General features: G+C 39.5%; 13 protein-coding genes. 1 reads left to right on the forward strand and 12 read right to left on the reverse strand.

The features are described 5' to 3' along the window. Window positions 1–18: 18 nt before the first annotated feature. From AC1DPK_RS06490 to AC1DPK_RS06535, 10 genes are all read right to left on the reverse strand, one after another. Window positions 19–933, reverse strand: a complete 915-nt coding sequence (locus tag AC1DPK_RS06490; RefSeq protein ID WP_477509709.1) for a D-alanine--D-alanine ligase — start codon at window positions 931–933, stop codon at window positions 19–21. Beyond that, window positions 930–2393, reverse strand: a complete 1464-nt coding sequence (pdxR, locus tag AC1DPK_RS06495; protein ID WP_477509710.1) for a MocR-like pyridoxine biosynthesis transcription factor PdxR — start codon at window positions 2391–2393, stop codon at window positions 930–932. Before pdxR ends, AC1DPK_RS06490 begins: the two co-directional genes overlap by 4 nt. A gap of 161 nt (window positions 2394–2554) precedes the next feature. Further along, window positions 2555–3277 (reverse strand): hypothetical protein, encoded by a 723-nt coding sequence (locus AC1DPK_RS06500; RefSeq protein WP_477509711.1) that lies wholly within the window; start codon window positions 3275–3277, stop codon window positions 2555–2557. Between the two features lie 169 nt (window positions 3278–3446). Beyond that, window positions 3447–4910, reverse strand: coding sequence for an ABC transporter substrate-binding protein (locus AC1DPK_RS06505; protein ID WP_076265597.1), 1464 nt, complete (start codon window positions 4908–4910; stop codon window positions 3447–3449). A gap of 66 nt (window positions 4911–4976) precedes the next feature. Further along, on the reverse strand, window positions 4977–5870 hold the full coding sequence (locus AC1DPK_RS06510) for a carbohydrate ABC transporter permease (RefSeq protein ID WP_076265596.1): 894 nt from the start codon (window positions 5868–5870) through the stop codon (window positions 4977–4979). 2 nt (window positions 5871–5872) lie between these two features. After that, entirely contained in the window at window positions 5873–6799 is a 927-nt protein-coding gene (locus tag AC1DPK_RS06515; protein ID WP_076265595.1) for an ABC transporter permease, read from the reverse strand. 7 nt (window positions 6800–6806) lie between these two features. Further along, window positions 6807–8090, reverse strand: a complete 1284-nt coding sequence (locus AC1DPK_RS06520) for a Gfo/Idh/MocA family protein (protein ID WP_475442638.1) — start codon at window positions 8088–8090, stop codon at window positions 6807–6809. A 48-nt stretch (window positions 8091–8138) separates the two neighbouring features. After that, window positions 8139–9224 carry a DUF4832 domain-containing protein gene (locus AC1DPK_RS06525; protein WP_477509712.1) on the reverse strand — a complete coding sequence of 362 codons (1086 nt, stop codon included), beginning with the start codon at window positions 9222–9224 and terminating at the stop codon, window positions 8139–8141. A 4-nt stretch (window positions 9225–9228) separates the two neighbouring features. Further along, window positions 9229–10530, reverse strand: a complete 1302-nt coding sequence (locus AC1DPK_RS06530; protein WP_477509713.1) for an acyltransferase domain-containing protein — start codon at window positions 10528–10530, stop codon at window positions 9229–9231. 3 nt (window positions 10531–10533) lie between these two features. After that, window positions 10534–11871, reverse strand: a complete 1338-nt coding sequence (locus AC1DPK_RS06535) for a DUF4832 domain-containing protein (RefSeq protein ID WP_477509714.1) — start codon at window positions 11869–11871, stop codon at window positions 10534–10536. 338 nt (window positions 11872–12209) lie between these two features. On the opposite strand from AC1DPK_RS06535, the gene AC1DPK_RS06540 reads away from it, so the two are divergent. Continuing rightward, on the forward strand, window positions 12210–13232 hold the full coding sequence (locus AC1DPK_RS06540) for a LacI family DNA-binding transcriptional regulator (RefSeq protein WP_477509715.1): 1023 nt from the start codon (window positions 12210–12212) through the stop codon (window positions 13230–13232). A 137-nt stretch (window positions 13233–13369) separates the two neighbouring features. Here AC1DPK_RS06540 and AC1DPK_RS06545 read toward each other — a convergent pair whose 3' ends face one another. Both AC1DPK_RS06545 and AC1DPK_RS06550 read right to left on the reverse strand, forming a co-directional pair. Beyond that, a complete protein-coding gene (locus AC1DPK_RS06545) occupies window positions 13370–13828 on the reverse strand; it encodes a hypothetical protein (protein WP_076265589.1) in 459 nt (152 codons plus the stop codon). Between the two features lie 13 nt (window positions 13829–13841). Further along, window positions 13842–14144, reverse strand: coding sequence for a hypothetical protein (locus AC1DPK_RS06550; protein ID WP_083681459.1), 303 nt, complete (start codon window positions 14142–14144; stop codon window positions 13842–13844). Window positions 14145–14169 lie beyond the last annotated feature (25 nt).

The following is a 14169-nucleotide window of genomic DNA, read 5'->3' on the forward strand; positions in this document are numbered from 1 at the left end:
AGCCTCGTTCTTTTTAAGCTATAGTAACCCATTCTTTCTTTCCATTAATGAATATTCAATAATCTGATCCAACAGTTGACTGAATGAAATTCCCGCAGCTTTGGCGCTTTTGGGCAGAAGGCTATTTTTCGTCAAGCCAGGCAATGTGTTCACTTCCATTACATAAGGAATTCCATCTTTAATAATCATGTCGATTCGGGCGTAAACGCTGCATTTTAATGTCTTGTAACAGCCGAGTGCAGAAGCACGAACCCGATCAAAAATCTCAGGAGGCAGCTGGATCACTTGTTCATCGGCTCCACCGTCATCATACTTAGAAGAATAATCAAAAAATTCAGATTGAGACCGAATAGCGATGATAGGAAGAAGTTTACCGTTTAAAATGGAGCAGGTTATTTCCTCACCTTCGATGTATTGCTCGATCAATACTTCATTATCCCATCGAAAGGTTTCTAGTACCTCATCAACTAACGTTTCTTTGTTTTTTATTATTTTGACTCCTAAACTCGAACCGCCTGAATTTGGCTTCACGATAACCGGATAACCCAGTCGTTCGACATCTTCAACACATAATTCATCTGCACTATTCAAATGAATCCAGTCAGGAGTATCGATGCCGTCATGACGAAAAAGCTTTTTAGATATATTTTTATCCATGCTCAAGCTGCTCGATAAAACACCGCACCCCGTATAAGGAACGCCAAGTGTTTCAAGCGCCCCTTGAATCGTTCCATCCTCACCATACTTCCCATGAAGTGCAAGCAGAGCTACATCAATATTTTTCACTTTTTCAATGAGTTCATCTTTTCGATTGATTTCAATCGGATACAACTCATACTTTTCTCTATCCAAATTAGCAATCATTTCGCGTCCAGTCATAAGGGATACTTCTTTTTCTGATGAAATACCCCCCATTATCACTCCAACTCTCATAGCTGTCTCTCCTTCATCATTTGTTTAGCCGTATCACCTATAATTTGAATCCCTTTTATGATGTCCTCATCTGCTACTCGTGAGAAACCAAGCCGCATCGTATGATGACCTTTGTTATCTGTAAAAAAAATGTTGCCCGGAGTAAATATGACCCCTTTGTGGCGACAGTATTCTAATAAGACATTGGTATCATAGTTATCTTCGAATTCAATAAATACATGAAGCCCTCCGTCGCCTGAAAGGCGTCTTAACGGAATAAACGCTTTACAGCACCGAATGACTAATTCACATTTTCGTTTATATTCAGATTTGGCTTTCTTCAAATACTTCTCGAAGTTGCCATTATGAAGATATTGATAAAGTAAGGATTGATCTAACGTGGAGGTGTGGATGCTTCGCGCACGCTTTACACTTTCCAGATAATAAATGAGCTCTTTCTCAGCCAAGACCCATCCAACCCGGAGGCCAGGGAAAAGGATTTTCGAAAAACTGCCCAGATAGATGACACTATTTCCATTTCCATTACATGCAATTAAAGGGGCAATGTGGTCTCCTGAAAACCTTAGCTCCTCGTTGAACCCATCTTCAATAAGCGGGACTTGATATTTATGGAGCAGCTTGATGACTTCCATTCGTTTATGGGGAGACATCACAATACCCGTTGGATTATGATAAGAAGGTACAAGATAGGTTAAATCAAAGGATCCTTCTGACAATGCTCTCTCCAGCTCCACAAGATTAATTCCGTCTTGCTCCATTTCGATACCCTCAAAATCAAATCCATGCATCTTAAACAGTTTAATTGCCGCATGATGGGTAGGATTCTCGCAAAGGACACGACCATTTTTCTTAATTAAAGCCGATAAAATGAGATCTAATCCTTCTGTAAAACCGTTCGTAATCAGAATATCCTTACCCTCTAGATTTACCCCTTTATTCTCCATATATCGAAGTAAATATTCCATTAAAGGCTTGTAGCCTTGTGCATATCCATAGTTTAAGATGATTTCACCCTCTATGGACATCCGATCTAAAAATGCTCGTTTGACATTATCGAGATCAAACAGTTTCCCATCCGGTGCGATACTTGTAAAATTGATTTCTCCTGTGCTAGAACGTATCCCGTGCTTGCTAAGATCCATTTCTTCAGCAATCTTCGTTTGTTTACTAATATTTTGCTTCCAATCAAGCTGCCATGAAGGGTCAGTTGCTGCCTCACCGAATTTTTGAGCAACAAAGCTCCCTTTTCCTTTATCTACATACACAAAACCTTCGTCTTTCAAATCTGCGTATGCACTAACTACCGTATTTCTACTGACATTCAGCATAGAACTGAGTTCGCGCGTGGACGGGAGCTTCTGATTCGCTTGCAATACACCTAAAGTAATTAATCTTTTCATGTATTCTTTTACTTGGGTATAGGCAGGGCTGTCATCCGTCAAATTGAATTCAGTAAACATCCAATCCCCCCTAGAAATATAATGACATACATTAATCAATATAATAAGATCCACGATGTCTGATTTTCAGCCTACCTGTGGATAGGAATAACCCATTAGAAATATCAACAATCGCGCTCAAATGACAGGGATGATACTTCCCCATAACGCAAACGTTCGTTTTAACCTTCTTTAATAAGCTTCCATACCTTTTTTGAATAAACTAACCAAACCTTGTAATCCCTAATTTCTTTTCTAAAATCGTATACGCTGTCCATATCAATGTCATGACCAATAAAGGTTACCGGTATTCTTAATTCAGTTTTACTTTTTTGAATTTTTGACAAGTCAATCAATAATCCATCTCTTGTCCATTCTAAAAGTACCGATGATATGTCCTTTGGAATTTCTTGAACCTGCCTACCGATTAGTTTATGAAGCTTAAAAGTAATCACTTTAGCTAAAAGAACTTCATAATCATATAAATCTGTAACATAAAGCTTGTTAAACCAGCCATCATCATGTGCAAAATAAGCAAACCTCAGCTTTGGTATATGATGCAATGGCTCACCCATTTGGCCAAAAAACAATAATTCAGCGATTTGATTGTTGCTTAAAGCATTTAATTCCTCTTCTTTGGAGAAATCTACCCAACAAAAATCTCCATAGTGATACACGTTTTCTTCAATTAATTCATCCAATCCTTGCTTCAAAACATAATGAAGTCTAGAATGCCGATTCGTCTGTACGTTATGAAAATCATGTTTAAGAAGTATAAGGTTCTCCGGCCTATGATGTACACAGTTCATAAATTCATGAAATTCGATTCCATAGGAGCAAAAATAATTCGTTTCATGCTCCCCGCTTACATATATTAAATCCCTAATTTGCTTACTTTTCTTCATTAAATTTACCCCTCAAAAGGAAAGAATGGTTCCTATTTCTATAGTACTACATCCTGCATAGGCGTTACTCAAAACAATGCAAAAACCCCGACCTCTTTTAAGGTCGGGGTTTCACATCACTTACTTTTACTCCTATGCCAATGCTATGAATTTAAAATATAATATCAGTTTATTTACTAGCCAAAAACTCATCCAACTGGCGCTGAATCTCAGCTACGTATTCATCAATCCCTGCTGCTTTTAGCTTCTTAATCGCTTTCGGATATTCCGTTTCAAAATCAACAAAGCCTGAGCGTATAGCCGCTAAGTCCTTGCCTGCTACTTCTTTTAGGGCAGTCTCAATCAATTTTACTTTCTCATTATTAAATCGGAAGCCGAGTGAAGCGGAAGTTACTGCCTCGTCATCCCACGTTTTATAATGATCAATAGATTCTTGTGCTACGTCTGGTCCAAATAATTGATAATTCTGGTTTCTAAACATCCATTCATAGAAAAACTCATTAGCAGTCAGCTTTTTGATTCTTCCATCTACAATCTCGTAATCTTTGCCTTCAACGCCATAGAGCGCTAATTGATAATTTTCTTTGGATTTATAAATCCAATTCACAAATTTTATCGCACCCTCTGGATTAGGAGCCGTTACCGGAACGCCAAGAACTTCTCCTCCTGTTGCAGTAATATAACGAGGTTTCTCAGGTGCCAAAAGATAAGTCTTCACTCTAGCATCAGGTGCATTTGCTTTTATTGCATCTATAATTTCCATTTCTTTGCCTAACGAGCCTTCAACCCATAAGTATAGACCTGTCTGCATGCGAGAATCCCGTTCATTGTATTTGATAGTCAGATCCTCTGAATAAAGCCCTGCATCATACATACTGCGGTTAAATTTCGCTACTTTTTGGAAAGCTTCTGATTCATAATAGCTATGTGCTTTTTTACTGTCTTCGCCAAATACGATTAAGTCTTCTACTGCAATAAAGTTATACTGCTCTTCTGTAAAATATCTGGTGAGAGGTTTAAAGACAATATCAGCTGGCCCTTTCATTTCCGGAAACTGTTTTTTCGCTTTGGTAGCAAACTCTTTTAAATCTTCAGCTGTTTTTATTTCGTTCATCCCAACAGCCTCTAGTATATCCTGACGTACAGCTACCAGTTGATACATGGCTGATGACGGAGCATACGCCGATGGAATCCCATGAATTTTGCCGTCAATTACCGCACCCTGAAACTGTTCCATCGGCAGCACTTTGAGCATATCCTGGCCATACTGCTTAATTAGATCATCCAACGGCATGCTTTGCTTCTTATTCACAATGGTAGAAAGGTCGGGAAGACCATCCCAATAAAGATCAATCGGTTCATTTGCAGCGAGCATAATATCTTTTTGCTCCCAGTACTGAGCCCATGGCACAAAAATAACTTTCAACTTTAATCCGAGATCGGCTGCCATTTTCTCTGAAAATTCATTTCCAAGAAATTCAGTCATACGATCACTTTCGTCCCCCGGGTACAAGATGGTGAGTGTTTCGAGCTTCCCCTTTCCTCCAACCTCTTCCTTGTTGCTACACGCTGCAAGAATTGAAGTAGAAACTAGCATTAAAACCAAAAAGATAAGCATTTTACTGGATTTCATTGATAACCCTCCCTATTTAATGGTTAATGTATGTTAGGCCTAGATAGGCTACAAACCATGTATCGCTTATTCCTTTACTGCGCCCGCCATAATGCCATGAACGAAATACTTTTGAATAAAAGGAAATAGGAAAATAATAGGACCAATTGTAATTACGGTAATTGCCATCTTTACGGTTTCTGCTGGCAGCGTTATGTTACCGGAAGCCCCAGAGGGAATACGGCCGGAGCTGATCGCATTTACATTCGATAGAATGTTGTAGAGATAGTATTGCAGCGGAAATAGATCCTTATCGTTGATGAAGATGAGTGCATTCCACCAATCATTCCAATAATTCAGCGCATACATTAATCCCACTGTGAGCAGAGCAGTCTTGCTTAAAGGAAGAGCTACTTTTAAATAAATGGTAAAATAATTAGCTCCATCCATCTCCGCTGCTTCGTATAAAGACGGTGAAATGCTAGAAAAATACGTTCGCAGCAAAAACATATTCCATACGCTAAAAATAGAAGGAAGGATTAATGCTAAAATACTATTTTTCAAACCGTAATAATTCACGCTAACCATATACCACGGAATCAAGCCGGCCGAGAAAATAATCGTAAAGTTGCTAATGAATGCGATAATATTGCGATATCTTAGCTTTTTTACGGATATCGAGAATGCAATCATACTTGTAATCAGCAATGCGCTTACCGTACCAATTACAGTTACAAAGATGGTTACGCCATAAGACTTCAATATCTTCATACCACTATTCACATAGATATATTTATACGTATCCAAACTTGGACTCAGCGGGATAATCGAATAACCATTTTTGACAATGGCCTGCTCAGATGAGAAGGAAACACTTAAGGTCAATACAAGCGGGTATAAACAAACGAGTGCAAATAAGCCAATAAAACAGTACGCCAAGCTCTTTACGAGTTTATCTCCAAGCAATCGATTAGTTTCCATTATTAAAATAGACCCTCTCCATCGTTTATTTTCTTAGCCGATTTGTTAGCTGCAGAGATTAAAATTAATCCCATTAGAGACTGAAATAATCCGATTGCAGTCGAATAAGAAAAGCCCAACGTACGCATAGACTGGTAAACATAAGTATCGATGACGGTAACCTCGTCAATAAGTACCGGGTTATTGCCGACAATGCCGTATATCATACCAAAGTCACCATAAAAGATCCGTCCAACGCTTAGTAAAGTTAAGACAATAATCGTTGGTTTTAACATAGGAATCGTTAAGAAAACAATGCGCTGCAGCTTATTCGCGCCATCTACTTTCGCTGCTTCATACAAGCTCCCATCAAAGTTAGCCATTGCAGCCATGTAAAGAATCGAGCTATACCCGCTCCACTTCCAAACACTCGATAGAATAATGATCCATTTCCAATACTTCGGTTCTGAATACCATCTAATCGGATCTGCCCCAAAAAATTCCAAAATATTGTTGGCAACACCTACATCCGTTGAGAAGATCCCATAAAGAATAGCGCCTACTACAACCCACGATATAAAATAGGGAAAAAACATCATGCTTTGAGCAATCCGCTTAAACGATTTATTGCGTATCTCGTTTAAGAAAACAGCGATACTGACTGGAACAATAATGCCTAATATGAGGCTGAAAAAGTTAATGTATAAGGTGTTATAGGTAACCTTCCAGCCCATGCTATTTTTAGAGAAAAAGTAAGTGAAGTTATCAAGACCAACAAATTTACTGCCAAATATGCCGTCAACTACATTAAAGTCGGTAAATGCCATCCATATTCCTGCAAAAGGGATGTAGCTGAACATGATTAATACAACAAGCGCAGGCACGCACATGAGATACAATATTCTGTTTTTCTTTATCTCATATAAGAAACCTTTCACAACTGAACTCATTACATCACTACCTTTGCATCGTTATCGAGCGGCTATCGCGTAATGTTTCTTGCAGCTCTTCCTTTAAATGATCGATATCAATTACTGTACCTGTAACCCTTGCTCTCTCAGCTGCATAGGCCATAATGTGACTTTCTACTGATCTATCAATGGAAGATCTGCTGTTGCTGTCCTCATTTTCTAAATTGTCCAAGAAATCGATCATCAGTCCTGTATCCCCGCCATTATGTCCGCCATTCATGGCAGCTGGCCGGATCACGGTGTGCTCATATTGTTCAGACATATTGGATGTGAACCGCGTTACTTCAATGATATTTAAGCTGTCATCACCTCTAATTTCTCCATGCTCGCACATAATTTTAAGCGTACGATACATCTTATTGGTAAAACCGCTTAAATTAAAGGTGACCGTTACGCCATTTTTGAACTCAATAATGGATGCTTGATGGTCACAAACATTATTATCAGACCGATAAACACAGCGTCCATAAGGGCTTGTTTCCAAAGCCTTCAATAATCCCTCTTCAGTCTGATCCACCGAAATCGTTGTAGCCGGCCATTGTCCTCTGATAGGAAGATAAGCCTTTCTGGCATCGAAGCGGCAATCTGCGGCAACTTTACAATCTAGGCATCGATCAGCGCTATTAGCTGGTGCATTCTCTTCTTTAAAATAAGTCAGGTCCCCATAGGAAGAAATCCGCTTCGCATCACTGTCCACAAGCCATGCCAATATATCCATATCATGACAGGATTTCTGCATAATAATTGGGCTCGCTAGGTCGCTGTTTCTCCAATTCCCCCTTACAAAAGAATGAGCCATATGATAATTTCCGACGTTTTCATTATGCTGAATGGTTATGATCTTTCCCAGCTCATTGCTATCAATAATTTTTTTTATTTCTGCGAAGAAATTTGTATATCGGAGCACATGACAAACGATAACTTTGCGACCTTTTTCATTTGCTTTTTGTTGTATTCTTAAACATTCCTCCGGACTTGGCGAAATTGGTTTTTCCAACAGAATGTCATAACCAAGATCAAGCGCTTCCATCGTTTGCGTATAATGGTCTCTGTCCATCGAAGAAATAATAAGAGCGTCGCAAATTTTTCCCAATCGATAAAATTCATCTACAGATTGAAATTGATTCTCCAGAGGGATGCCGAACTGATCGGCTGCTACCTTTCTTCTATTGTCATTTGGTTCAACTACCGCAACAATTTCTACTGTTTTGCTTGCGTATTCTGAATAAATCATGCCTCTTTGCCCTGCTCCGATTAATGCAAGTTTCAAATCAACTACCTCCAGCGTATGAGTTTTTATCCAAGATGCACTCTATTACTATTCCGGCAATTTAGGATCTTCCAATGGATAATATCCTTCGGGATAATAGGTATCCCATATATTCAAAAGAGGATCTTCACTTGTGATTTCAACGTTCACAGTACCTGCCTCGTAATAACCGTCCTGCACGTTGCTTTGAATATTCAGATTGATGAATGTTCGGTCTTCGAAAAACAAGCCAAAGCTTAATGTATAATTTCCCGGCGGCATATCCGGCAATTGTATAATCTCGTTATGGACAAGATCCCCCGTTAACCATGACTCCGTTGCAGCGTGGATGGGAATTTCATACGATACATCCCCTTGCACTAATTTCACCCACAAACGAAATTCACGGTAATTTCTTGAAGTCCCTGTGTTAACAAACCAGAACCGAAGCGGTAAGCTGCCCCCACTAGAAACGTTCTCTGGATATGTCAATCTTCGTAGAGTAAGGTCATACCCAAGCTCTATTTCCAAATTAGAAAGGCTTGCATGCCATCGATGCGACTCACGCCTACTATTAGGACCGCATACATTATCGGTAAAATGCAGGACGACCGGATAACTCTTCCATACCTGCTGCAGCTTCTGTTTGGCAAATGCTTCACAGCATGTTATCCAGTTATCTTCACTGCAATTAACGATCAATCCAAACCCACGGCCATGTTCCCTTAAGTATTGAATTAGTCTTGCATTGTGCAGATCAGCAAGAAGCGTCGTGAATTCAAAAGAATCCATATAGGCATTCCATTCTTCCTTGCCGTCAGCGAGAGTCGATATTACAACTCCTTCAAGTCGACTATCTGAATCTATATAACTCCCAACTTTTCTTATAAAAGCAGCAAAACATTCATCAGCATGACCTTTCACCCATAAAGGTAAGTCCGGTTTGATCCAAAGTATTGGATTTCTTGCTGATTTAAGTGCTGTCTTCAGCTGTTCGAGTTTGTATTCCCCTCTAGTTGGCTCTAGTTCATTCCATGAATAAGAAACATATTGGAAAGCACCATTTCTTGATTGAGCGTCATTACTCGGTAATGGATAAGGCCGGAATTTTACGGTTTTATACTTCTCGTAGTTTTCAAGCGAATATTTACCCATCCCATTACCTCCTCTGTAAATGGCAGTCAACGGTATTAAAGAATTGATCAATATCCACATCTGAAATATAGGGCATATTTCCAATCTGTTCGATTTCTTCCTTCAAAACAATCATGCTTAAAGTGTTAAATCGCGCTCCCGTCTTCATATAAGCTGCAGCAGCTCTTTGCAACGAGGTTTTGTACTTCACATCGTTCTGGACAGGATCTGCCTCCCGATCTCCAAAGGCTTCATAACGCAGCATGCTGTCCCCTTCAAATGTGGGATAATTATAAAATTGCCTTTGAACCAATACGATATTGCTTTTTTCATTGTCCAGTATCAGCGATAATCTCGTATCATAAAGCCAGCTTGCGCTCCAGAAGCCTTTTATATTTAACTCCGGAAAATAATTAGCATATAATTCAATTGCGAGTGACATCGAATGTTTCAGCCTTTCGGGTGTATAGCCAGGTCCAGATGGAATATGCAGCGCTAATAGGATATCTCCTCGCTGAAGAACCGGTTCCCATTCCTTCTTTGCTATAGAAGTTGGTTCTCTTTCAACGTAGCCCATTGGATTAATCCGATTAGCGATAATGTGATCATCATTTTCCTCCCATTTCGAAGTGAAATGTCCCCCAGGATCAAATACACCATTGATTCCATTCCTTTGCCCATCGCTGCGAAACTCTTCTCCCGCATGTCGAAGTGCAATAACCTCTTCCGTGTGAACATGACGATACATCGTAAAAGGATCTTCAAATTGAAAAGGTATAAAGAGAAATCGATCTAATCGAAATATTGAACAAGTATAAAAATTCATATCCCACGGAAAGTCACGGACTTTAGAATCACCATATGCAACTAATTTTTCCAACTGAGCTTTAAGTGGCTGATGAGGGATATTCTCGTAATACGGTTTAGGAATTCCGCGCTTTTCCACCATTTCCATAGAAGGGACTACACAAGCAAGCAGCAAAAGAAAGGAATACAAATCACCATATTGCTTCATACATCCCGGCGTCATATTCGTATAAAAATCTTCATCACAACGATTGCGCAACGAGCACATGTCATCTACTAAAAAGGTCGTGAATAGAAATAATATTTCATCCTTTTCTATCGCTTCAATTCCGCCAACCAGCCACTGTTTGGTATGCTCAGGGAGTTGATATTGCTCAAAAATTCCATTTAAAAACTTACGTGGAATGAGTATAGTCTTGTTACTCGGTTCGTAGCTTTTATATTTGACTTCTAAACCTTCGGGTAGATAATCAAAATTGCAGTACGCAGCAGCCGTTTTAAAATCCAACCGTATCGACATTCGTTACTGATCCCCTTTTATTAAAAGTTTTCCCATCTCATAATAACCGTCCTTATTTCCGTCAATCGCCAGCTTAACATTTCCAATCTCATGTACACCTGTTTCTATGCCAATTTCTAAACGATACTCTCCTGCTGGCACATCGCTCGGAATCGAAAAACTCTCTTCCCAAGCAATATCTACATCCGGCAGCCATTCTCTTATATCTTCTCTGCTATAAAGTGTATAAGTCTGTTTATTGCTTGTTAGCTTCAAAACAAGCGGATAGCGATTATAAATTGGTGCAACTCCGACATTAGCCCACAAAGCAGCAATATCTAGATTCCCGCCTGCCTCAACTTCAGCATCATAAGTGAACTTTCTTAATTCAAAGCGGTAGCCCATCTTGTTTAACCACTGCTTCACATGGTCTTTCCAAGGCTCCGGTACGATTGTCCCTTTGTTGTTGAAGGAAGAAATATGCCATTTGAGCGTTTCTTGAATAATGTAATCAATATCCCAGCCCTGAATATACCAGTCATTCATATGCCAGCATGCTTCAAATAAAATTGGAGCTTTCTCCCAAGCATTTTCCATTTTAAAGTTCTGTATATTCTGAGGGTAGAAATCGGTCATATGAGACCATCGTTTGCCATGAAAACCGCCCATGTCACCGAGACAATCGACACGAAAGCCTACTTTGGCTTTGCGATCCGTTATAATCTTCATTGAAAGCGGATCATGTAAAAGCGCTTGCAAAGGTGTTATTTTAAAACCATCCAAATAAGCATCTGTAATACATTGAATGGCCTCTGGCTCTAAAAACTCTGTGCCCCCGCCTTCCCCCCATGCTCCTACAATTGTCAAATCAATAGAGCTTATTACGGGATGCCCGTCATACTTCTTTGCAAAAGCTTTTATAAAATCAGACCAATACTCCACATACCTCGTTGTCTCAGGATCTACTCTCCAAAAAGGAAAATCGGGCTCCTCCGGACTTTCCGCTCGAAACCATTCCGGTATATCATCTTCTTCACTTAGTGCATATGGCGAACAACGTACCACCGCAGTACATCCCATGGATTTGGCATACTCCAGCTTTTCCTCAATCACTTCCCACCTGAAAACGCCTTTTGCAATTTCTATATCCCTCCAGCGAGCACTGCAGAAATAGACTTTGCTATCCGGATGATTGTATGTCCTGCTGTCTTGCGTAAATTTATATTTCTCTTTCTTTTCCCCTCTATTGTCAAACACATCACCGATGTCATCCATTAGACCAGGTGCTGAAGTAAAACCAATGCCAGGATTGCTTAGTAAGCTATCCACGATTACCGGGTACACGGTCATCGCTTTATTCATGTCTCATCATCTCCTAACGAGGTATTCTCATTAAATAAACAACATTTGCTATTTTGTTACGTTGTGTGTTACGTTATATATGCGTGATTGTTTAGTAATCTTATGGTGCAATTATAACATTTCTAACCAATCCTGCAAGAGGAAATTACATCGTTCTCAAATAAAATTTAATGTGAGACTACGCATCATTCGTATGTTACTATATAGATTAGTAGGCATACATACAGATAAATCGGTATGGACGTAATTTTCACGTAACAAAACATAAAAGCGCTAATGACGAATCACAACGTAACATAATAATCATTAGCATTTTCAAAAGGAGACTATGCATAGCTATGAGTACGATTAGGGATGTTGCTAAATTAGCGAATGTGTCCACGGCTACCGTATCTAGAGTTTTAAATAATGATACGAAGTATAAAATCACAGATGAAACACGAGAAAGAGTCTGGCAGGCCGTTACACAGCTTAACTATAAAATTACTGATAGCCCCAAGCATCAAGCAGCAACGAAGGATCATTCGGCAAACAAAGCTCAAATCAAAATAGGGTGCGTATTAAGTGTGACAAAAAACAAGTATAACGATCCGTATTTCATGTCTATATTATCCGGTGTAGAAAAGAGATTGCTTCAATCAGGTTATAATATTGCCTTTATTCGGACGGGTCCTGAATTAGATGATAAGAAGATTTTGTTTAACACGTTTAGTGAATCGATTACAGGGCTTATCCTAATGGAATCCTTAAATAGCGAAACATATGAATATGTTCGCAAGCAGGTACCTCATATTGTTGGCATCGATACAGAACGCTGGGATATTGATAATGTAGGTTATGACCATTACAATGTTGCTTCTCTAGCCGTGAGCCATCTTATTGAAAAAGGACATACGAATATTGGCTATATAGGTGGAAGCGGCTTAAAAAGCAACTTAAAGGAAAGCCGGCGCTATCAAGGGTACTATTCCACCATGCATGCTGCTGGAATGAATGTAAATCCCGAATGGCTTATTGATTGCATGTGGGATGAGGTTGTCTGTATCGATAAAGTCAATCATTTATGCCAAACAAAAAACTTGCCTACTGCCTTCTTTGCTGCCAGTGATTTGATGGCTATGGCAACCCTTAACAGCTTATATAACAACGGGATCTCTGTGCCTGATGAAGTGGCTGTTATCGGCCTATCCAACATTGAAGTATCCAAATACTCCAATCCGCCTCTATCTACCATTGATGTGCCAACCGAGGAAATTGGGATGGTCGCAGTTGACTTATTATTAGAACGAATGAATGGGAATAGCTTGCTGCCGAAGAAGGTTATTTTACCTACACATTTGGTCGTTCGCAGTTCGACATAAGCAATTCACATTAGAAAGACAAAAAGCAGCCCCTCCTCTAACGAGGAAGAGCTGCTTTTTGGCGTTTTCACAATTGCTGCATCAATACTAAAAAAGTCTAATACGATGTTTACCAATAAGGCTGTATTAATTGCTTATTAATTGGACGGAATGATCCGAATATCCTTATCCAAATTGGCTAGCATCATGTAATTGTGATTGAAAGTAAAGATACGTTTTACCTGATAATAGGACATAGTCACAGCGGTTAATGCTTCGCTGAGAGAGAATCGGAGCTCAGGCCTGTTGATAAGCAATCTACGCGATTCCCCCTCAAACTCAGGGCCGCTGGAGATGACCGCCAGCTTACCTTTACTGACTGCCTTATCAATCGCATTTAGAAAATATTCTGCCTGCTGATAGCTGTATTCATTGCGAAGCCATTCGTGAAGATCAAATAAAATAGAGTTGGTCGTTACATAATTACGTTCAAGATCATGCAAATCCAAAAACAGGGAACGAGCTTTCACATAATGAGGATCCTCTGGGTTCATCAATGCAGCAAAAGCTGTTTCATCCAAAAATATTGTATCTTGAACATTCAAGTGGTTATCCATCTGTCAGCACTCCTTAATCCTCTAATTTGCAAATACCATCCAAATACAAAAGCGGGTTATCTTCCTTCTGGCCTAACGTGATCGGGGCTATTTCGTATGGAGCGCTTGCCAAGTATTGGACTATGATGCCATCGATAATCGCTTGCACGGTCGTATGCTGCTTATCGGCGATTGCTTTCAGCTCAACATAATGTTGTGGATTGAGTTCTATAATAGCTTTTTCTTCTTCTTCATTCCTTGAAGAAATAAGCTCGGAAGCGGTAGACTTCGCTTTTTCGAATTGATTTTGAATGAAGCGTTTGTAATTATTCACCATCGTTATTCACTCCTTATGTATTGCT

Source organism: Paenibacillus sp. 01T424 (assembly GCF_056398745.1).